This is a genomic window from Flavonifractor sp. An91 (assembly GCF_002159225.1).
GTDB classification, from domain to species: Bacteria; Bacillota; Clostridia; order Oscillospirales; family Oscillospiraceae; genus Flavonifractor; species Flavonifractor avicola.
The window spans coordinates 42,306-63,674 of the sequence record NZ_NFHA01000019.1; the positions used below are offsets into that span (position 1 = coordinate 42,306).

Annotated in this window: 14 protein-coding genes; 1 reads left to right on the forward strand and 13 read right to left on the reverse strand. The window is 57.3% G+C overall.

What is annotated here, in order from left to right:
* Positions 1-23: 23 nt before the first annotated feature.
* From B5G42_RS11430 to dpaL, 7 genes are all read right to left on the reverse strand, one after another.
* Complete coding sequence (locus tag B5G42_RS11430) at positions 24-2,402, reverse strand: VirB4-like conjugal transfer ATPase, CD1110 family (RefSeq protein ID WP_087270454.1); 2,379 nt, start codon at positions 2,400-2,402, stop codon at positions 24-26.
* Positions 2,395-2,637, reverse strand: coding sequence for a PrgI family protein (locus B5G42_RS11435; protein WP_242961210.1), 243 nt, complete (start codon positions 2,635-2,637; stop codon positions 2,395-2,397). Before B5G42_RS11435 ends, B5G42_RS11430 begins: the two co-directional genes overlap by 8 nt.
* Before the next feature lie 2 nt (positions 2,638-2,639).
* The gene (locus B5G42_RS18705; protein ID WP_242961211.1) at positions 2,640-3,731 is read right to left on the reverse strand and encodes an FAD-binding protein; all 1,092 of its coding nucleotides are present in this window, start codon (positions 3,729-3,731) and stop codon (positions 2,640-2,642) included.
* A 237-nt stretch (positions 3,732-3,968) separates the two neighbouring features.
* Positions 3,969-4,457, reverse strand: a complete 489-nt coding sequence (locus B5G42_RS11445; protein ID WP_087270456.1) for a winged helix-turn-helix transcriptional regulator — start codon at positions 4,455-4,457, stop codon at positions 3,969-3,971.
* A 115-nt stretch (positions 4,458-4,572) separates the two neighbouring features.
* Positions 4,573-5,274: a hypothetical protein gene (locus B5G42_RS11450; RefSeq protein ID WP_140399849.1), complete on the reverse strand. Its 702-nt coding sequence runs from the start codon at positions 5,272-5,274 to the stop codon at positions 4,573-4,575.
* 17 nt (positions 5,275-5,291) lie between these two features.
* The gene (locus tag B5G42_RS11455; protein WP_087270460.1) at positions 5,292-6,326 is read right to left on the reverse strand and encodes an ornithine carbamoyltransferase; all 1,035 of its coding nucleotides are present in this window, start codon (positions 6,324-6,326) and stop codon (positions 5,292-5,294) included.
* Between the two features lie 176 nt (positions 6,327-6,502).
* On the reverse strand, positions 6,503-7,717 hold the full coding sequence (gene dpaL, locus B5G42_RS11460) for a diaminopropionate ammonia-lyase (protein ID WP_206406186.1): 1,215 nt from the start codon (positions 7,715-7,717) through the stop codon (positions 6,503-6,505).
* 134 nt (positions 7,718-7,851) lie between these two features.
* Between dpaL and B5G42_RS11465 the strand changes: the two genes are divergently transcribed.
* Positions 7,852-8,475, forward strand: coding sequence for a TetR/AcrR family transcriptional regulator (locus B5G42_RS11465; protein WP_087270466.1), 624 nt, complete (start codon positions 7,852-7,854; stop codon positions 8,473-8,475).
* A gap of 56 nt (positions 8,476-8,531) precedes the next feature.
* Here B5G42_RS11465 and B5G42_RS11470 read toward each other — a convergent pair whose 3' ends face one another.
* The 6 genes from B5G42_RS11470 to B5G42_RS11495 form a co-directional block, all read right to left on the reverse strand.
* Positions 8,532-9,122 (reverse strand): TetR/AcrR family transcriptional regulator, encoded by a 591-nt coding sequence (locus B5G42_RS11470; RefSeq protein ID WP_087270469.1) that lies wholly within the window; start codon positions 9,120-9,122, stop codon positions 8,532-8,534.
* Positions 9,123-9,245: 123 nt separating this feature from the next.
* Complete coding sequence (locus B5G42_RS11475) at positions 9,246-10,592, reverse strand: transglutaminase-like domain-containing protein (RefSeq protein WP_087270471.1); 1,347 nt, start codon at positions 10,590-10,592, stop codon at positions 9,246-9,248.
* Positions 10,593-10,607: 15 nt separating this feature from the next.
* Entirely contained in the window at positions 10,608-11,099 is a 492-nt protein-coding gene (locus B5G42_RS11480) for a hypothetical protein (RefSeq protein ID WP_087270474.1), read from the reverse strand.
* A 148-nt stretch (positions 11,100-11,247) separates the two neighbouring features.
* Positions 11,248-15,738: a hypothetical protein gene (locus B5G42_RS11485; protein WP_087270477.1), complete on the reverse strand. Its 4,491-nt coding sequence runs from the start codon at positions 15,736-15,738 to the stop codon at positions 11,248-11,250.
* Positions 15,731-17,716 carry a hypothetical protein gene (locus B5G42_RS11490; RefSeq protein WP_087270480.1) on the reverse strand — a complete coding sequence of 662 codons (1,986 nt, stop codon included), beginning with the start codon at positions 17,714-17,716 and terminating at the stop codon, positions 15,731-15,733. Before B5G42_RS11490 ends, B5G42_RS11485 begins: the two co-directional genes overlap by 8 nt.
* 55 nt (positions 17,717-17,771) lie before the next feature.
* Positions 17,772-21,323 carry a tubulin-like doman-containing protein gene (locus B5G42_RS11495; protein ID WP_087270483.1) on the reverse strand — a complete coding sequence of 1,184 codons (3,552 nt, stop codon included), beginning with the start codon at positions 21,321-21,323 and terminating at the stop codon, positions 17,772-17,774.
* Between the last annotated feature and the right edge of the window lie 46 nt (positions 21,324-21,369).

The following is a 21,369-nucleotide window of genomic DNA, read 5'->3' on the forward strand; positions in this document are numbered from 1 at the left end:
CCTCCCCATGAAAGCGGGCCGCATTACGCAGCCCGCCCCGGCGCATGACCGCCGTCCGAGTCAGACGGCTTGGTGGTCATCAGGCGGTACAGCCGGTTTTTGGGAAAGTTATCCATAAAGGGCACGATGGCGCTGCCGCACTTGATGAGGCCGCGTCCGGAGTCCACATTGGTGATGTAGGAGAGCTGGTTATCCGAAATGTTCAGCAGCCGGGCAAGCTCCGTCCGGTCCGTGGCCGCCTGGTTGAGCATGACGAGGAACTCGCTGTTGGCCAGCATGGTCCGGGCGGTGTGGGATTGGAGCAGGTCGTCCACATTCTGCGTGATGCCGGTGCAGCAAGCCCGATACTTGCGGACACGCTTCCAGAGGGTGAACAGGAAGTTTGCACTGTACTCATGCTGGAACAGCAGATAGATCTCGTCGATGTAGATCCAGGTATTCCGCCCCTGCTGCCGGTTGCGGATGATGCGGTTGAAGATGCTGTCCAGCACCACCAACATGCCAACGGGCAGGAGCTGCCAGCCCAGGTCCCGGATGTCATAGCAGAGGATGCGGGCGTCGGTATCCACATTGGTGGGCTTGGCAAAGGTGTTCAGGCTGCCCTCTGTGAACAGCTCAATGGCCAGCGCTACATCCCGCGCCTCCGGCTCCGGCTGGCGCAACAGTTCGGCGTGGAAATCCTGCAGGGTGGGCACTGCGCCGGTGTAGCCCCTGCGGATGTACTCTCGGTAGCACTGGGCGGCGCAGCGGTCGATGATGGATTTCTCCTTTGCAGACAGTTTCCCGGATCCCATGAGCTGCTCACACAGGGACAGCAGGAACTCGGACTTCAGCACCACCGGGTTCTCCCCGTCGCCGTAGCCCTGCTCCATGTCCATTGCGTTGATGTGGTTGGGCGAGGTGGCGGACACCTCGATGACCTCGCCGCCTAAGCCCTCGATGAGCGGCCGGTATTCGGATTCCGGGTCGATGACAATAATATCGTCCGGTAGGCCGCCCGCGCCGTTCTCCGCCGCCAGGGCCAGCCCCACCATCTCGCGCTTGGCGGTGAAGGACTTGCCGGAGTCGGACACGCCGAGAACAAAGCCGTTGGCGTTGAGCAGCTCCCAGCGGTTGGCGAGGATGAGGTTCTTGCTGATGACATTCTGCCCGTAGTACACGCCGCCCTGATGGCGGATCTCCTGAGCCTTGAAGGGCATGAGGACGGCCAGGGCCTCGGTGGTGAGGGTGCGGAGGGCGTCGATGCGGCGCAGGCCCAGGGGCAGCGCCGTCACCAGCCCTTCCGCCTGCTGCCAGTTAAGGGTGGAGAGCTGGCAGAGGTGCTTGCGGGCGATGGACTGGAGGGTTTCCGTGTCACTGTCCAGTTCCTCTTTGCTGTCCGCCAGATGCACCAGCGTCACCACGGCGCACATCATCCGCTGGTCGCGGGTAGTCAGGTCATCCAGCATCTCGCGGGTTTCCTTGCGCTGCTGCTCCAGATCGTAGGGTACTACGGCGGAGAAGTTGTTGTTGCTGTTCTGCCGGCGCTGCCAGTTGGTCACGTTGGTTTCGACACCCAGCAGGCGGTTCTGCATCTCCCGCACCGCCTCGTCCGTGGGGACGGGGATCACGTCGATGGACAGCATGAGCGTCCGGTTCAGCTCCGTCAGTTCGTTGATCATGGAGTCCTTGATGTAGGAGGCAAACTCCTTGAGGAACAGGACCCGCCCAAACTGATCGCCCATGACGAAGTGGTCCTTCTTAAATTCCATGCTGTCCGGGCAGATGGCGTCCTTGTAGGAGGCCCCCTTCCGCATGCTGTCTTTCAGGTCAAAGTGGAACTCTGTTTCCTCACCTACCCGGTAGAAGTCGTGGAGGATCCGCAGGCGCTCGATGGCGTCCAGTTCCTCGCTGTGGGAGTCCAGTTTATTGAGCCGGCTGGTGATATCATTGGTAACGCGGTCAAAAAAAGTTCTGGCCTCATCTACATTTTTCTTGTGGGTGGAGACGGTGATGTACCGCTCCTGCACCACGCTGTTGGACGAGTCGGTGACCTTGTCCGTGAGCATGGCGTTGTACTCAGCCCGGTAGCCGTCCAGGAAATCCCCGCGGGGCGGGAGGAGGATGGTTTTCTCAAAGTTCTGGCGGTTGAGCCGCTTGTTGTTGATGGTGATCTTGGTGGTGGAGCCGGTGTCCAGCGCGTTGAGCAGTTCGGAGTAATTCAGGAACATCGCCGTCTTGTCCTCTTTGGAGGCGATGGCGTAGTTGATGTCCGAAAAGCGGATGCACTTGGAGAACTTGCTCCCAAACTGAAAGATCCCATCCGGCCAGATACGGCGGATGGGGATGGTGTCCTGTACTGATTTTGGCACGGTAAATTGTTCTTTGTCCTGCTTTAATGTATTTTGCAGGGTTTTAATCAATCTTCAGGGCCTCCTTCATACTCGAACGCTCCATGAGTTTTGCGTACAGGTTGTCCGATTTGAAGACGAGCCGGTGAGGATATATAAATTCCGTGCGGATATAAGCAAGTAGAAACTGCTCCAGCGACATGCCGTTGTACTGGAAAAAGCCGCCGAGGGCGAAGGGAAAAGCGCACAGGACGCAGACCCATCCGATCTCGGCGGTCGCCAGCACGGAGCGCAGGCCAAAATACACGCCTAGGAGACGTCACCAATCGCAAACAGGCCGGGAACATTGGTCTGCATATCGTGCCCCACCTTCACAGGGGACTGCTCACCGATCAGAGTAGGAACAACCTCCGGTTCATCGCCGCTCTCAGCGCACTTGCGGAAGTTTGTCTCCCAGAAAGGCAGGCCGTAGGGACGGTCCCACAAGGTGAACATCATGGTTTCATTTTTGGTTTCGCCGCTCTCCTGGGTGTGAAGCACTACAGGGCCCCGACCGGCGCTCATTTCGTTGTACCACTCGGCAATGGCGTTGGAGTTGATATCGGGTTCCCGGAAGCGGCGGAAGTTCTTGGTGATATTTTCTCCCAGACCATTGTACATGACGTTCTCGCCGAATACGATCTCCTGATGGGTGCGCTTTTTCAGCAGCTGGGCAAAGTTACCAAACTCCGGGTTGCGCATTTCGACCCCCGCACGGTAGGCGGCAGCGATACCATCGCCACGAGCAGAGGACCACATGGGTACCAGCCGGTAATCCTGGCTGCCGGTGGCCAGAACCACGGCCTTGGCAGAAACGGTATAGAAGGTGCCGTCCAGAATGCTGTAGGCGGTGGCGCCTGCAATCTTGCCCTCAGCAGTAAGCAGGTCGGTCATGGTGATCTTGTCCATGATACGCACCCCCAGTCGGGTAGCGGTGGCGCGCACTTTCAGGGTGATATCCAGGTCCACGCCAATCATGCCGGTCATGGGACCGGTACGAACTACCCGGAAGCTGCCCTTCTCATCACGGGGTACTCGAACACCCCAGGACTCCAGCTTTTCCAGCATTTCATGGTTCATGGAGACATAGCGAAGCATCAGATCCTGATCCCCAAAGAATGCGCCGACCGTATTGGCATGGAAACCCACAAAATCCATCGGGTTCATGTGTTCCAGATCAAAATACTGCAATACGCCGCCGCCCTTATTGGCCTTGCCGCTGTATCCGGCGGTTTGCTTTTCCAGAATGAGTACATCTACATCGGGATTGCATTCCTTGATGCTGCAGGCAGCAGTAAGGCCGCCAATGCCGCCGCCGATGACCAGTACATCGGCGGAAAGATTCTTGCGCTCTACGTTCATTCTCGTTTCCCCCTCAGCGATATTGGTCAAAGGTCTGATAGACTCGTTCGGCACTAGTGGCCTTTTGGACAGTACTTTCCACAGGGTAAGCGCAAGGCATTCCATAAATTCAGAACGGGCTGCCTTTCCGAGAAAAGCAGCCCGTTCTAAATCAAAAAGTCATATTTGAGATTATAAAAAATGCAAAAAGGAAAAGGAGAAGTGAAAGGAAATTGTATGGTTTGTACATACCTGTGGCTATTCCGAATCAGATTCGCCTTGCTTTAACCAATCCTCCGGCCAAAACTTTTTCAACTTGGAAGGAGAACGCCAGTTGTCTTGACGGGCCATAATATGCCCTAGGTGTTCCGTGTATTTTTCATCCTGATGCGCAAAAAAAGCATCCGGATCAATGGGCAGGCCCAGGTTGTCCAGCCGTTTGACGCTCCAGATATAGAGTTGATCCAAGGCTTGGATCAACTCCATGCCCCACTGAGTCAGCTGGTATTCGGTACGGGGCGGAATGGTATCATATTGTATGCAGGTTACCAGACCGTCATCTACCAGTTCCCGCAGTTGTTTGCTGAGTACTTTTTCGGAGACCTGAAGATTCTTAGCGGTTTCATTGAAGTGAACGCTGTCATATAAATGAATATCATGAAGTATGGTCATTTTCCACTTTGCCCCGATGACATAGCGGACGTATTGATAGGGATTGATGGGATACTTCAAGGTTTCGCGCTCCATTCGAAGGCCTCCTTTCTTCAAACTTAACATAAGTCAAGATACACACATATGATAGCAGGATGAGGCAAGTTTTACAAGTTTCAAGTTAAGCAAATGATTGGTTGTGCATTTTGAATTATAATTCTAAGTTTTTATTAAGCTGCAAGTTACCCTTCTTCCGTGTATCATATCTGAATCTAGTAGTTCTGTTTTGGGGACACAATGTAGCTGCATAGCCGTCGGCCGTACCGATTAGGGGACGGCGGTGCTCAATGTCGATGACCATATTGGGCCCCAGAGAGGTAATGGCCACGATTCCGTCCGCGCCGCTCTCCCGGCAGGAGGCGGCAAAGCCTACGGGATCAGAAATATTGGCGTTCATTTTGACCCAGACGGGCTTTTTGGTGAGGCCCCGCAGCACTGCCACGATCCGCTTGACCTCGTCGAAGTCCTTGCCCACATACCGGGGAATGTACTCATATCCGGCCACCAGCGGCTCCAGCTGAGGGACCATCTGCTTCAGGTCTTCGTCGTCGTACCCCACACTGGCAATGATGGGCGTGTCACACTGATTGCGTACCTCGGGGAGGTATTCCCCGATCCATTGGGATGCGGGATGCTCCGACCAGGCTTCGGAATTGAAGATCATGGTCCGGTTGCCTGCGATACAGGGGCGGCCCACCTCCGCTGCTTCAGGGGCAATGGTCTTTGTTACGATGGCGCCCAGTCCCTGCCGGGCCAGATAGAGAATCCGTTCGGCGTCTCCAGTCAATGGGCCCGAGCCGGGGAGCAGGGGAGAAGAGAGCTTCAGCCCGGCGGCATTCGTGGAGATATCCATGAAAACTCCTCCTTTACTCAGCGTCTGCCACCCATGGTCAGATCCATAACAGCCTTGACTGTATGCAGTCTGTTTTCGGCCTCCTGATAGATGATGGAGTGAGGACCATCAATGACGGAGTCCTCTACCTCGTTGACCCGGTCGGCGGGCAGCGCGTGCATATAGATGCTGTTCTCAGAAGTGAGATCCATCAGCTCCTGGGTGCACTTCCAGGACTTATTCTTTGCCAGACGCTCCAGCTCCTCCTGGGTCAGGGTGGTGTTGCCCGCGCGCTTCTCATCGGTGGGAACCTTCTTGCTGTCGGCGTACCAGCTGCCCCAGTTCTTGGGGATCACCACATCGGCCCCCTCAAAGGCCTCACGGATGTTGTGGGTGATGCGGATGGTGCCGCCGTTCTTCCGGGCGTTCTCCTCCGCCTGAGCGATCACCCAGTCGGGCAGCTCGTAGCCCTCGGGATAGGCCAGGGTGACCTCCATCCCGTAGCGGGGGAAGAGCAGCGCCTGGGTGACGGGCACAGAGATGGGCTTTTTGTGGGTGGTGGCGTAGCACCAGATGATGGAGACCTTCAGGCCCTGGGTTTTGGTGCGGCCAAAATGCTCCTGAATGGTCATCAGGTCGGCCAGACCCTGCATGGGGTGGTACAGGTCGCACTGGAGATTCAGAACGGGCACTCTGGAATACTTGGCCATCTCACGGATGTAGGCGTTGCCCACGCCCCAGCCGCAGTGACGGCAGACAATGGCGTGACCGTAGCTGGAGAGGATCATCGCCGTATCCTTGGCGGAATCGCCGTGCTGGATCTGCATCTTGCTGGCATCCAGGAAGTGGGCGTGGGCGCCCAGCTGGGTGGCGCCGGCCTCGGTGGAGTTGCGGGTACGGGTGGACTCGTCAAAGAACATCATAAATACGGTCTCGTCCCGCAGGCTTGCGTGGGGAATCTTCCGAGCGAATTTCAGTTTCAGATCATAAGCTGTGTCCAGGCAGGTATCGATTTCTTCGTTGGTCCATTCCTGCAGAGTGATCAGGTGCTTGCCGCCCATAGAAGTTACCATAATATTTCCCTCCGTTTTAGACTGACTGATTGATCAAATTTGAGGCCATTTAAAACGAGCCTGTGGCTCGCATTGGTTTGATTAGTCAGTCAGATTTTCTGCGCTCATTATATGACAAAGCTCTTTTTGTGTCAATCTTCTATTCTGGACAAAAAAATCAAAAGAAATTTAGACATTCAGACGGAGATATCGGCCCCGTTCCATACGATATCGCGATAACGCTGGGGATCAGTGTCGCCCTCGGTAGAAAAGAGAAGTACGCTGGAGGTTTCATCAAGGCCGATCGCCTCCCGCAACTCGCGGTACTCCGCGTTCTCCATCAAAGTGGACAGCAGGCCCATTCCCACTGCGCCGCTTTCTCCGGAAACCACCTGGGGATCGCCTTTGCAGGGGGCGGACAGCATTCTCATACCTTTGGCAGCCACCCAGTCCGGGCAGGAGACAAAGAAGGAAGCGTGATTGCGCAGAATGTCCCAGGAAATTGTATTGGGTTCTCCGCAGGCCAGGCCCGCCATAATGGTTTGCAGATCGCCGTCCACGGTACGTAGCTGTCCGTCACCTGCCACGGCACCCCGGTAGAGGCAGTCGGCGGCCTGGGCTTCCATGATGATGGTTTTGGGGGGATTTTCGGGGAAAAGATTGTGGAAGAGGCCTACCACTGCACCAGCCAGGGAGCCTACCCCCGCCTGCACAAAAATGTGGGTGGGACGGGCGGCACTAAGGCACTTGAGTTGCTCGGCGGCCTCCATAGCCATGGTTCCGTAGCCCTGCATGATCCAGGCAGGGATTTCTTCGTAGCCATCCCAGGCGGTGTCCTGCACTACGACGCCGCGCTGGGTTTCCGCGGCCTCAGCGGCGGCAATACGTACACATTCATCATAGTTGACCTCCTCAATGGTGGCCTTGCCACCTTCCCGGGCAATGTTGTCAAAGCGGGACTTGCTGCTGCCCTTGGGCATATGGACAACGGCCTTTTGTCCCAGGCGGTTGGCAGCCCACGCCACACCGCGGCCATGGTTGCCGTCTGTGGCGGTAAAGAAGGTGGCCTGTCCAAATTCTTGCTTGAGCTGGTTGCTGGTCAGGTAATCATAGCTCATCTCGTCTACAGATTTACCAAGTTCTTTGGCGATGTACCGGGCCATGGCAAAAGAACCGCCCAGGACTTTAAAGGCATTCAGACCAAACCGATAGGACTCATCCTTGACAAACACATCCTTCAGCCCCAGCTGTCCGGCCATACGGGAAAGCATGGCAAGAGGGGTAACAGCGTATTGGGGAAAACTCTGGTGAAATCTGCGGGCCCGCTGCACCTCATCCAGAGCCATGACGCTCAGCTGCTGGTCCCCGCTTTTGGGCATTTTGTTGGCGCTCCACTTGATGACTTCCATAATGATCCTCCATTTCTGACGGCTTTGTGCCGGTGTATGGCAAATATATCACATCCCAGAGAATAAATCAACTAATCAGTCAGCTTAATGGATTTGATTTTTTACGACCGGTTTGATATACTGATGATACGAAATGGATGGCAGAAAAGAGGATGCCGATCATGGAATATAATCCTATGGAAGAAACGATCCTGGCTGCGGCGTTTGAGGTGGTAGACAGGGAAACACTCAACGGGACCCGTATGCGTTTGATCGCAGAGGAGGCCGGAGTGGTGCAGTCCAATCTCCACTACTATTTCAAGACAAAACGGGACTTGCTGCTGGCCCTGCTGCGTTATATCCAGAAAAACTTTTCAGAAAAGCGAGAGGCGGTACTCAACCAACACTCCAATACCCTGGCAGATAAGTTGGCTGGTTTCTTTGAGCAGAAAAAGCAGATTATTGAGGAAGAACCTCAATATGACAGAACACAGTTTGACTATTGGTGCATGGGACGGGTGGATCCTGAGATCAACGAGGAGTTCTATCAGTCTTATGAGATCTGGAGAAAGCATATTGCAGAAACCATTCGTCTGTATGATCCTGCAGTAGAAGCAGAAACGGCCGCCCTTCTGGCTCATATCATGGTTTCCATGATGATGGGAGAGTCCCTTCAGGTGCTGAATTCCAAGCTGACAGTAGATTTGGACCTGTATGCGTCCCTCTGCTGCGATATGCTCATGGAATACCTTCACACCGCTCCATCAACTGTACAGGCATGATAAAAGCGCCCCCGGAAAGAATCTCTTTCCAGGGGCGCTTTCTGTGTAGGAACCAATCAACCTGCTTGATGCAGCTTGTTTAGCTCCAGAAGGATCAATTTTGTGCATACCTCAAAATAGCGATCCAAATCAAAGTCGGCACGATTCATGATCTGCATGACGGCGCCTACGAACATGGATACCATAATATAGCCCAGTGCCCGCTGGGTTTCGGCGGGAATTTCGGGATAAGCCTGCGCGATCAGGCGGATGGCCTGTTCCCGCCAGCCCTCATAACTCTCGTCAAACAACTCCTGCATCTCCGGCTCTGTATGAGCATACAGCCAGAAATCGATCTGTACCGTTTCATAGCGCCAGTCCTCGTCCAACAGGCGTCTGGGCTCCTGGAAGAAATGCGCGATCTGACTTTCAACGGGTGTGTCCGGATCCACAGCATCCTGCTTGCGACGCTCTGTAAACGTATCCTGAATCATGCAGAAGAGTGCCTTCATCAGTGCATCTTTTGTTTTAAAGTGATAGTGCAGATTGGACTGGGACATCCTAGCTTCTTCAGCGATCAGGCGCATCCTGGTTCGGCTGATGGTTTCCCTTGCTACGACCTCCAGGGCCGCGTCCAATATGGTTTTTTCCTGTGGTGTAACCTTCATCTTTCCCACGCCTTAGTTCCTTTTTTTATTATTTTATCGTTTTAGGTGAAGCCTGTCAAGGAGCGGGGCCCTGGTTACAATGGCCCGGAAGGTCGGATGAGTCCTCCGACAGTAGGATGCCTATCAGGTTTCTCCGGGCAGCAGCTCAAACTCCAGAAGATCCTGGCTGGTCTCCCGCTCCGAGGCATCCAGTCCCCGACCGCCCACCATCACTTCGCCTACCTGATTGTCATAGGGGTCCTGCCGCCAATCCTGCACGGGTGGCGTCAGAGACGCCTGGAAGGCGCTGTTTGCCACCATACGCCAGGGGTCCAGGCTGCCGAAGTAGTGCCGGCGGCGCTCGGTCTCTCCATTGCGCCGGGCCGAGGAGCCAAAGGAGCAGTCTGCCCACAGCCAGCCATGGGGCGCCAGATAGAACATGGCCCAGTCGTGGGGGCTAACACTGTCCGGCCGGACGGCCAGGCCGCTCTGCCAACGAGCGGGGATGCCGGAGATGCGGCACAGGGTGATAAAGAGCAGGGCAAATACGCCGCAGTCTCCCCGCAGGGTCTTGGCGCACTGGTCGGCGATACAGTCTAGTTGGAGGTAGGCGGGTTGGTAGCGGTAGTCCACTTGGCCGGTCACATAGTCATAGATAGCCCGGGCTTTTTCTGCCGGTGTGGAGCACCCCCGGCAGATGTCTTTTGCCAGTGCCCGCAGGTAGGGGGTAAAGACGATGTGGGGAGCTTGCTCCTCCAGATCGAAGGTGGGCTGAACAGGGTCCAGCGGCAGTGTCATGGGGTCGGTATACTGGGCCCGAATGAGATAGCGGTAAGTTACGGAGAATGTATCCACCCCCTGTGTCCGCCACCACATGGTGCGCTGAGGGGCACATTCCGGAGCGGCTATGCCGCCGGGTGTGTGGTCCAGAATCTGAATCTGGCTCTGCTGGGGACAGGCGGCGGGGATGGGCAGCCAGGCCTGAACCTCTTGCCCGGTTACCGGCGCCAGGGAGCGGATGGTGGCCCGCAGCGTGATGCGGGCAGCAAGGGCACCCTCAGCCTCCATCCTGGCCAACACGGCGTCCCGGGCGGAGTGATCCTGGGGCTCCTGTATGAGACCGGGGGCTTCTTTGGGGTATATACGAAGGGACTCCAGGAACCGCTCCTGACACCGCAATTCTCCGTCGATCATGCGCCAGTCAATGCGCCCGTGGTCCACCAGAGTGTCAAACTGTTCCTCCGTGCACTGGGGCCACTCTGCCTGGATCATAGCCAGGGCCTCGGCACGGGAGTAGGGGTAGTCGTGAGGCAGACGGGTCAGCCGCAGCCGCTCCGCCTCCAGGCGGGGAGCCAGCAGAGGCTGGGTATGGCTGGCCAAACGCTGGTCGATGAGCCGGATGGCGCCTGCCAGGTCGCCCATCTCCTTCCGGCGGGCGATGTCTGCCGGCAGCAGATCGTTCAGGTGCAGAAAAGCGTCGTTTTTGGTCATATGGCAGGCCTCCATTTATGAATCTTTGGTGATATCCAGTCCCTGTATTCCAATGTCTACAGAGCCGTCCTTCAAAGAGATAAAGGGGGAAAATTCCACTGTCTCGTCCTCGTAGGTCAGACGGATGGTTGCGTCGGCGAAGATATCGCTGGCGTTGCACTGGAGGATAAAGGGCTCACAATCCGGGTCCTGGTAGATCAGAATAGGTTGGGAGGTCTCCAGGTCGTTGCGGTACAGGGACAGCTCCATACCCGTATATCTGGGGATCACCAGATAGTAGTCCCCGGCAGAGAGGTAGTGAATGGGCAGGCTGTCATGATCCAGATAATGCTCCACATAGTAGTCCAAATCATCGATTTGCTGATATCCCAGATAGGCCACAGCATAGTACTGTCCGTCCTCAAAGGGAATGGTATCCTGTTTGGAAGCCTCAGGCTGAGAGGTACAGCCGGAGAGAAGGCCCAGACAAAGGAGAAGAGCGGAGAGGCCACAGGTCATTTTTTTCATAGCGCATCCTCCAAATCTGCCAGCTGGCGGCATCATTCTGATTGATGTGGGCAAAGCCATTATAGCAGGAAAAACAGCGCTTTACAATGATAAAGAAACACACCCCCTGTACAGCAAATTGCCGTACAGGGGGCGTGTTTTCACTACCTTAAAGGGGTTTTTGCTTGTCGGTGAAAGGGGTTTGACCGGGCAGCTGCACGTCGGTGGAGAGCGGATATCGGGCCAGATATTTGTTGAAGCCGCGGCCATACTCGTCGTCCCGCATACGGGTGAGCAGCTCCTCACGCTTGCCCAGAGCCCGTTCGCCGATGAGGTAGGCATATTGGATCTCGCCCCATTTTGCCATGCCCTCATAGATCTCGATTTCCTGGGCTTTGCCGTACAGTTTCAGGATGGCTTTGCTGTCCCAGTTGAGGTATTGCCAAATGTGGATCAGCTCATGGGCGATGGTCATGGTGGACTGCATCCGGGGCGCGCCGTTTTCCACCAGTATGGTATAGCCCTTTTTGTCCCGGATGGCTACGCCCAGCACTCTGCCGTCGCTCTTTCCGGTGGGAACAAAGCGCTTGCCCAGCCGCCGATGGAGCTTTTGCGCGTTGACCATCTCCACCCGGACCGACGCCGAGATCTTAGCGCCGTAGAAGATCTCCAGGTTTTGCACCACGGTTTGGTAGATGGCCCGGAATTCTTCCTCGGTTTTGACTGCCGTTCGGCTACAGGTAATACAGCGGTCCCGGCCGTCCGAGAGGATCTCATACTCGGTTCCGGTCAGCTCTACGCCGCAGAAGTCGCAGCAGCGGCTGCCGTCCCGCAGGATATCCTGGCCGATCCGTTCGGCGGTGTCCCGGCCCGCCCGGGCCTGCTTAAGCTCGCTGTTGCCAAAGCCCAGGGCCTCCAGGTAATCTCTGGTACCCTGTACGTCGATCTGCTCCGGCACCTGGATACCGCCGTAGAGCAGATAGCAGCGCAGGTGGTAGGGCTTGCGGGAAATGGGGCTTCCGCCGCCGGCCTGTACCTGTTCCGGCTCAAAGTGAAGGGAGTTCTGCTCAACCGGAGCCGGATTCTCTTGGATGGGAGCCGGGTCAGCATCTTCGGCAATTTCCTCGGCAGGAATATCCTGGTCGGAAACCTTGTCGCCAGCATCAGGAACAGCGGCTTTCGTCTCGGCAGGTTGGTCAACGGGGGGCTCCTCCGGAAGGAAAGAGGTGGATTCCGGTTCAGCAGCAGGAACATCCTGATCGGAAACCTTGTCACCAGCATCAGGAACAGCGGCTTCCGCCTCGGCGGGGTGGTCAGCGGACGGTTCCTCCGGAAGGGGAGAGGTGGGTTCTGGCTGTTTTGTCACAGAGGTATCGTCGGAAGGTGGGGCTTCGGTACCCAAACCTCCCGGAGCGGTGCTCATGAGAGGCGGCATGGTGTTTTCCTTGGGCTTGCGGCGGAACAGCTTCCGGAAGAAGTTGCCGATCTTCTGGAACAGCCGTCTGAAGAAGCCCTTTTTCGGCTGCGGCTCTTCCTCGGCGGGAGGCGCAGTAAAGTCGGGGGGCTCCTGAGCGGGAGGGGGATTCATGCTTAGATCCATTGCCTCCATGTGCCAGTCCAGATAATCGCAGAGTATGGAGAAGATACGGTTGAGGCTGCGCTGTACCGTGACCAGAAGGCCCAGGTCCAGCTGACTGTCCTCAATGATGTAGATGCACCCGTCCTCCAGCTCCGTCCCGTTTTCACCCTGCAGGCTGTAGGTGGTGGGAGCGGCAGCTTCACCGGGCATGACTGCAGCGATGTAGGGCTGATTTTCCGCGAAGAGGGTGCGGAAGATCTCGTTGAAGAGGAGCGCCACCGTGCCCCAGATCTCCTTGGTCAGCATACCATCCCGGTCCGGCAGGGTAATCCGCAGCAGCTGCTTGGCCTGATAGACCCGGTTGGGCACGCCGTTGATAGAGACCACGCTTCCCCCGGCGAAGTTGTTGTATTGATCCAGCTTCCAGTAGGCCGGGGTTTCCACCCGAATGTCAGCGTACTGCCGGACGATGTGCATCCCGGCAATGTCCATCTGGTCGCCCATGGCCTCGGAATCCACCACGTTGGAGAGGTAGTAATTCCGGATCTGGCGGTAAGCGGGACGGCCGGTGATGTGGTCGGCGGCGCGGCGTACCAGCACCTGACCGGCGCTGGTGACCCGGAGCATTTCGTAGTACTTGCCGCCGAAGGTGAAGAACTGGCCGGGCAGGTACTTTTGGAACACATGGCCCCGCAGCTCCGCGCCCAGGTAGTGCTTCTCGCCCTTTTCGTCCTCGGCGATGTAGCCGGCGTTGCGGAGATCGCCAAGCACGATGGAGATGAACTTGGGATCTGTGATGGAGTACAGCAATTCCATCCGGCCCTGCTCCAGGGAGTATTTCTTTTTGACCTGCAGGGTATCGATCCCAAAGACGGTTTCAGCCTCTCCGTGGGAGAAGACCAGACATTCGTTGCCAGCTTTGTCAGTGCGGCTGATACCGCGGCTGCCGCAGTACAGGCAGATGTTATGCCACAGGCTGCCGGGCAGTTCTCCTTGGTCCATGTCTCCCAGTATCAGCTCCTGCTGGATGTCCGCCTCTTTGACCGGCCCGGTGCTCATCCGCAGGCAGAGCCGCAGGATGATATTGCGCTGGGTGGAGGCATAGTCGGCCACTATATAGGGGATGGCCTTGGGATCGGCGTTGAAAATGCCGTCGTTCTCCAGCATATAGTCCTTGAGCAAATACTCCGGCGAGATGATGTTGACAAAGCCCTGGTTGCGGGCCCGGGTGGAGAAGAGCCGCTTCATCTCGAACATATTGTTCCCCTCATCCTCTACGGTGAGGAAGTGGTTCTCCCGGATCCGGGCGTTCCACAGGTTGGGGGTGGTCTGGAAGTATTCGTCCATGGCCTCCTGGGAGGTGGGCAGCTCCGCATAGTGCAGCAGATCATAGTAGTACTGCTTGGCGATCCAGTGGATATCCACCACCGGGAAGCTTTCGCCGCCATACCATTCGGTTACAGGCACCTGATTTTTCAGCGCGGCGAAGGACAGCTCGGTGCCTACGCCCAGATAGCGGGAGAGGTTGGGCAGCAGGCGGTGCTGCAAGTGGTCGCCGTCTCCGTCCCAGCACATATAGGAGGAGACCCCCTTGTGGTGCTCTGTGGCGGACACCTCAGTGAAGCTGGACAGCAGGATATGGGACAGGGCATCTACCAGGCCGTCGCAGTTTTTATCGGTGGAGCAGAAGGTGATCTGCTTTCCGTCCTGGCGGCAGCGGCGCATGATGGAGTTCAGACCGATCTGGGCAGTGGTCACTAGCTTGGAGGGTTCCACCACCACCACGAACTCCACGTCCTGGAAGAAGGCGTCGTTGGCCTCATGGAGGGCCAGGTCGTGGACGCTGGAGCGGCTGATGATGCCCACATCCAGCGCCTGGGGGGCGTCGGAGAGCGCGCCGATGTTCCACATACCCGGAATGTTGGAGATGGAGGCCAGACCCTCCTGGCACCAGGCAATGATGTCGTCCTCCACAGAGTGGCGGCCCAAAATAATGAGTACCTTCTTGCGGCGGAGCATGACCCGGTTCATGGGGTAGAACACATAGGGGATAAGATCGTAGTAGAAGGGATTGTTGAACAGGATACTGCGCTCCTGCAGCAGCTCCAGACCGGAGGCCAGGTAGTTGTGGTCCAGCTGAAGGCCGCTGTGCACCTTCTTCCGCATAAAGCGGCCGTAGGCCTCCACCTTGGGGTCGTCGCTCTGCTCCAGCTGCTGGAGCAGGGCGTCGTTGGTCCGGGCTGCCAGCAGACCGGAGTCCACCGTGGTATTTTCCGCCCCCAGCTTGTCTCCAAACAGCTTGGAGAGCACCTTCCGGAGCAGGACATAGTTGGTAACGCTGTTGGCGTGGTCCGCCTCGCCGGTAAGGTAGCTGGTCAGCTCCTGGCGGTCCAGTCCATCCGCGAAGAAGTAGATCTCGCCCACAATCAGCAGGCCGAATACGGGATAGAAGGGGACAGAGAGCAGGTCGTTGCGATAGAGCTCGCAGGAGAAGAGCACCAGTGCGGCGGACAGGGCCATGGCGGCATAGTACATGGTTTTCAGATAGGTGCGGGCCTGGCCGAAGTGGCTGCGGACATACCAGAAGGAACTCTCCTCGTCTTGCTCGTAGAAGAGCTCCGCGCACAGGTCGTGGAGACTACCGCCGGATTTGAAGACCACTTGGAAGATGGAGATCAGAATCCGTTTCAGCAGGATGTGGACCAACAGGATTAGGGTGTTGCCCACAAAGAGCAGGATATAGGCGGGGTCCACCGTTTCCAGCAGGTTGGACAGAGCCGCACCCATGTTTTGCAGAAACTCACCCAGCCAACTTAAGGCGCCGTCCATGGCCTGGGTAAGCTCCGTGCCGGCGCTGGTCAGGAATCCGGCCAGCAGTTCCATCAGTGTCAGGATCCATTGGCTAATCCACCCCAGGAAGATGATAAGCAGGACGCAATATACCAATGTCACTACCGGCATGGGGAACTGCCGGTCCCGGACAGCCCGTTTCAGGTTGGCCTTTTTATTCAGAAGGGCCAGCAGAAGGAAGGGAAGCAGTGCCAACAGAAGCCATGCCAGCCGGATGATAGTCTCAATCATACAGCTCCTCCCTTCTGATGGTGATGCGATTGATAAAGTCCACAGGCACCTGGATGGTGCTGCCGGGCTGGAGGAACTCGATCTGACGGCGCATACCCTCGGTGTAGGGCACGGGATAGGAGAAATCCACCGTCCGGGTAAAGTCATAGGTATATGCGCCCACCTGCTCCGCCTCGCCGACGGTCCAGCTGTCCACGTATACGCCGAACACTTCCCGCAGCTCCTCCCGGATCCGCCGGATGTCCGTCATGTGCTTTTTCAGGACACGGACCTTCTGACTGTCCGGATCGCCGCTTTGGTTGCGGAAATTCAGGACCTGGAAGCCCCGCATAATGTTGCAGGCGTGGCTGAGATAGTGGGAGTACTGGGCCGTGGAGTGGTCCAGATCCATAGAGATCCGGCCCATCAGATCGTTGTAGTCCCGAAAACGCTTCCGGAGTGCGCTCCGCAGGCAGAACAGGCAGATCACACCCACCACCACCAGGGCAGCGGCGGCGCCGCCCATGAGGATGAGGGTCCAGAAGCGGCTCTCATCCTCAGAGAAATTGGACAGCAGCAGGGGCAGAAAGCCCAGCAGATACAGCACCAGCACAGTCAGACCCAGCGCAACGGTGGTTCCCTTGGTCATACGGGTCTCGATCTTGCGGTGGATGGCCTTGCTGTGTTCCTCCATCTCCCCCTCATATTTGTCCATGTGGAAAAAATCTGGGGTGTCGGTGGTCACCATGTTCAGTTCCTCTTCGTGGGTGTATTCCTGAACATCCTCCACCTGAAATTCATTCAGGTTCCAGGCCCGGTCCAGATCCACCTGGTTGAGCCTGCGCAGGTCGGTCACCGCGCTCTTCAGGGCACGCCGGGGCTGCTTGAGCAGCCGCTGCAGGGTGCGCCGGGAGGTCATATAGGTGCCGGCCCATTTGCTGGCCTCGTCCTCCGGACAGTCGGTGGCCAGGCCCAGCTCCTCCGGCTTGGAATAGAGGTCGGTGCGGTCGATCTCCTGGGAGAACAGCACCGGCACGTTGATGTTGGCGCAGAAGATCTGCTTGGCGTCCCGGTCACTGAGCCGGGCCTTTTCCGTGGACTGGATCTGCTGGATGTGCTGGGTCAGCAGATCGCTGGTGTTGGCCAGCTTGGCATCGTACTGAGCCAGCAGCATCCGAAGGGCCTGTTCGTTGTTTTCACAGCCCAGGCGAAAGACCCGATTGGGCTTGAGGGCACCGGAGGGGGTCTCATTGCAGGAGAAGATCAGCAGGACATACAGGAACTTGATATACTCAAACCCGTAATCCCGGTGCTCCTTGGGCAGAATGTCAAAGAACAGGTAGCGCATTTTGTCAAAGTACAGGTTCCAGTCGTAGAACCTGGAATACTGGATGTCCTCGTTGGGCGTCCAGGCGGTGGTGATATCGCTTTCCTGAGGACAGTAGGTGCGTTTTGCGATACAGATTACTTCCTGTGGCCGGGAAAAATTCAGCTTTTCCTCTCCGATGATCTGCTGGCGCAGTTCCTGCTTGCGGATGCTCTCGGCGAGATACTCGGCAAATTCAGGGTCGTCGGAGGCGTTGTTTTTTCCCCGGGTCACCAGGGGACTTTCGCACAGGTGGGTCATAAGACGGGTCAGCGGCTGCCGGGCGGCCTGTTCAAAGGCCTGGAATTTGGCCTGACGGAGCCGATCCAGATAGGTGTGCTGCGGCGCGTCCTCCTCCGGCCCGCCGGGGTCGTAGGGGGGCATCTGGAAGGGAACGATATCAAAGGGGTTTTTATGGTCCAACCCCTGCTCGTCACACACCACGACCGCGCGCCACTCCTGATGTCCGGCCACACACTGGGCCAGTTTGGGAACGGAGTCGGCCAGCGTGGTCTCTTCCGGAAACCAGGGACAGAGCGACAGACGCGTCTCGTCGATAAACGGCTGGAGGAATACACGGCACTTTTTGATGTTGTCGATGTGCTCCTGTTCCGCGATCACGACTGTGAACAAATCCTCTCACCTCCGTTTACCAAGCTTTTGTTCAGTCGGTGTCACGCAAAAGCTGTCAACGGAGGCGGGCTCTCATTTCTTCCAGAGCCTGCTCATAGTCGTCGGGCTCGGGAGCGGTGGAGAAGCTGGCCCGCACCCGGCGGTAGATGATGTCGATCACCGGATTCTCCGACACCTTGCCGCCCCGGTTCAGGGTCTCATACTGCTCAAAGTTGTCCACCATGAGCATGAACTGCTTCTTCAGCAGGTCGCAGAGCAGGAACTTGGCGTCGTTGGGGTTCTCCCACTGAGCCAGCTCGTCCTTGAAGGTCTGGATGACCGCGTTGACCAAGCCGGAGATCTCATTGACAAAGCGCAGGCTGCTGGGCAGAGAGTTGTAGTAGGCGATGGGGATCTCAAAGAGGCTGGTCTCCCCGTCGTGGAGGATGTCCAGCTGGAACTCCGCCAGGTCCTTGGCAAAGGTGGTGCCCGCGTAGTTGGAGTTGCGCACTTTATCCCGGGCGCGCTTCTTCTCTTTGATCTTCTCCATATCTTCCACCACGGCGGGGCTGATGTACAGAGAGTCCAGGATCTCGTAGAACTCGTCGCACAGGGTGCCGTTGGAGACGATCATATCCACATAGCGCTCGTCGGAATTTTCATATTTGTAGACCTTTTTGCCGCCGGCGGCGGTAGAAATAAAGCGGTAAGTGATGACCTTGTGGATCAGACCGTAGATCAGCGCCTGGTGGATCTTCATCATCTGCCGCTCCTGGAAGCCAAAGTCCAGCTCAGGCATGGCGGACAGGGAGTCCCAACGTTTGTCGATGTGGGTGGAGATGAGGGAGTTCTTGGTGGAGTCTGGGCCGATGTTTCGGGAATAGGTCACATAGGCGTTGTGGTACAGGCCCGCGTTCTTCACGCCGGTCTCCGACTCGCTGTAGCAGGAGAACTTGCTCAGCTTATCGGGGGTCAGGTTGTACAGGGCGTTGAAGAAGTGCAGCTCATAGCGGGAGATGGTATCCACCGCCGAGCCCTTGGGCAGCAGGTCGGTGATGCGGTAGGCCCGCATATCCAGCAGGGACTTGTTGTAGGCGCTGAGCTTGACCTCGCGGGCCTCCTCGTTGCGCAGACGCTGGATGCTGGGGGCTGCCAGACGCTCGCCCATGGCGATGACCTGGCAGATATGGCGGACGTTGTCCTCGTTGGTTACCTTGTCGATGAGTTTCTTGCTGCTGTCCTGCATCTCCTCACGCATTTTCAGGCGGGACAGAAGCCGGTTCTCCAGAGCGATGGCCTCGATGATGTTGACGTCGATGGCGTCGCACCGGCGGCGTACATCCTTCTTGAAGTAGCCCAGCAGGATGTCGTCAAAAATATCGATGCTCCGGTCGTTCTCCACAATGTCGGCGTTGCGGATCTCACGATCAAAGGACACGTTGGACTTTACCGCGTCAAAGATCTGACCGTTGAGATCGGACTCCAGCATGGAGCCCTCCTCGCTCTGGTGGGCGGTGGAGCGGACTAGCTCATTGAGCAGGTCACGGGTGGCGCAGACATTGTAGGTGGAGTCGCCCTTGCGGAACTTCAGAGCGTCCACCATATCGTCCTGCCGGCGCTCCAGGGCCTGCACCTTATCGCCAAAGGAGAAGAAGAAGCTCTCATACATCTTGCACAGGTCGTCCAGGTACTCCGAACCGAAGGTATAGGCCTCCAGCTTGGCGGTGCACTCACCGAATTCCCGGATGTGCTTGTGATAGTCGGGGAAGAGTTCGTTGAGCTTTTCATAGAACTTGTTATCCCCGCCGGAGAACAGGGGGATGGCCTTGCGCTTGTCGGGGTCCTGCTCCGCCGAGCACAGATCGTCCAGGTTGGCCTCCACCCGCTTGGTCTTTTCGTGATCGAACATACCGGTGTCGTAGGCGTCGGGGGCGTACAGCTCCAGCCGGGGCAGAATCACATTGTGCAGGGTGGAGGTGGTGGTGCGCACCCGCTTGTCCATCTCGATCTTGGCCTGGTAGAGCATATAGCGGGCGGCGTTGGGGTGACACACTTCGCCGAAGGCGTTCTTCAGCAGGAACTCCAGAGTGCAGGGGCGCTTTTCGTTGATGGTCTTGTTCTCGTTCATGAACAGGGCCTCGGCGGCGTTGGCGGCCACCTTCTTGGCCCGGGAGCGCAGCATGGCCTCATAGTTGCGCAGCTTGTCCTTGTTCTCCACCGCGTGGCCCCGGTTATTTTCGTCTTCATAGTCGATCTCGGTGGCCAGGGCATTGGCGGCGTCCCGGGTGGCCCGGATGGCGGAGTCGGTGGACAGGGAGGCGATCATCTCCTCATCCACGGCCTTAAAGAAGTTTTTGATCCGCTTGTCAGCGTCGCTGAGGAAACGGGCGTTCAGATCCTTGGAGAAATTGTCGGTGGCGGTACGCAGCTTGCCGGTATATACCTCGCCGCGGGTGGGAATCTCGCTCTGGGACAGGCCCTTCTTGATGGCGTCCTGCTTGGCCACATCATAGGCGTGGTCGTACTTGGACCACTTGGCCACGTCGCCCTCGCCGCCGATGCTGTCCATGGCCCAGCCGTAGGCAATGTAGTCGGCGATATCCTCATAGGGATAGCGGATCACGCCGGCGCCGATGCCGCCGAAGCGGTTGCGGCCCAGATTGCCGGGGTTGGACATCTCCTTGATGATGTTGTCCTCCACGGAAAAGGCGTTGGCCTGCATGGGGCCGATGTTCTGCTCGTACAGGGCCTGGGCGGCCTGGGCCTTATACTGCTCCAGGTTTGCCATGGTGGTATCCTCGGCGTTCTGGCCGTCCATCAGGAAGCAGAAGTCGAAGGGCAGCAGGGACAGGCGCTTGAGCTCATTGGTGCCGGGATTGGCAAAATCAATGTGCAGATCCTTATAGCGGCTGAGATCGCTGTCGCCCACGTCCATAAAGCCGGAGCCCTTCATCATGAAGGCGTTGATCTCCTTGATGGTGGCGTAGGCGTTGCGGCGCTGGCTCTCCCGCTCGGCGGTGGAGTCGATGACGCTGTCCAGGGTCTCGGGCAGCAGGATCACCGAGCGCACGATCAGCGAGGTGTTGGGATATTTGGTGTTAACATAATCCCGGACGATCATGGACAGCGGCAGGATGATGCCCGAGCCGGTGCCGCCGGAGGCGGTGGAGGCAATGACAATACGCATGGCCTGCTTGAGGGCCTTGCCGTCCTTGCGGAACAGGTCGTCAATGGCGTCATACAGCGGTTTCAGCTTGCCGGTCTTGATGGTGGCGTTGAGGGCCAGACGGGAGATGGCACGCACCTGACCGGCGCCCTCGGAAACCGTCTTGTCGTACATGACGGCGTTCTTGGGGAACCAGTTTTTCAGAGCGTCCTGATCGTAGTCCAGGTAGTCGCCCACGGTCTGGGTGTTGGAGGTCTGGACATAGTAGATGTGGGCGCTGCTTTTGGCAATGTCGGACAGGTCGTTGACGTTGGTGTCCAGACAGACAAAATTGATGTTTTCCTTTTCGCCGGGGCGGCACATCTCGGCCACCCGTTTGACGATGTTGCAGCCGGTGCCGCCAACACCGATAAACAAGGTGGGCGCAGCTACGACGTTTTCCTTGATGATCTCTTTGCTCATGTCATTCCCTCCTGATGATCTGGTATCATACTCCTCGCTGCTGGAA

Bases quoted from the DNA above. Each gene is read 5' to 3' on its own strand.
- B5G42_RS18705 (WP_242961211.1), bottom strand. From the start codon at position 3,731: ATGAACGTAGAGCGCAAGAATCTTTCCGCCGATGTACTGGTCATCGGC.
- B5G42_RS11445 (WP_087270456.1), bottom strand. From the start codon at position 4,457: ATGGAGCGCGAAACCTTGAAGTATCCCATCAATCCCTATCAATACGTC.
- B5G42_RS11450 (WP_140399849.1), bottom strand. From the start codon at position 5,274: ATGGATATCTCCACGAATGCCGCCGGGCTGAAGCTCTCTTCTCCCCTG.
- B5G42_RS11455 (WP_087270460.1), bottom strand. From the start codon at position 6,326: ATGGTAACTTCTATGGGCGGCAAGCACCTGATCACTCTGCAGGAATGG.
- B5G42_RS11465 (WP_087270466.1), top strand. From the start codon at position 7,852: ATGGCAGAAAAGAGGATGCCGATCATGGAATATAATCCTATGGAAGAA.
- B5G42_RS11470 (WP_087270469.1), bottom strand. From the start codon at position 9,122: ATGAAGGTTACACCACAGGAAAAAACCATATTGGACGCGGCCCTGGAG.
- B5G42_RS11475 (WP_087270471.1), bottom strand. From the start codon at position 10,592: ATGACCAAAAACGACGCTTTTCTGCACCTGAACGATCTGCTGCCGGCA.
- B5G42_RS11480 (WP_087270474.1), bottom strand. From the start codon at position 11,099: ATGAAAAAAATGACCTGTGGCCTCTCCGCTCTTCTCCTTTGTCTGGGC.
- B5G42_RS11485 (WP_087270477.1), bottom strand. From the start codon at position 15,738: ATGATTGAGACTATCATCCGGCTGGCATGGCTTCTGTTGGCACTGCTT.
- B5G42_RS11495 (WP_087270483.1), bottom strand. From the start codon at position 21,323: ATGAGCAAAGAGATCATCAAGGAAAACGTCGTAGCTGCGCCCACCTTG.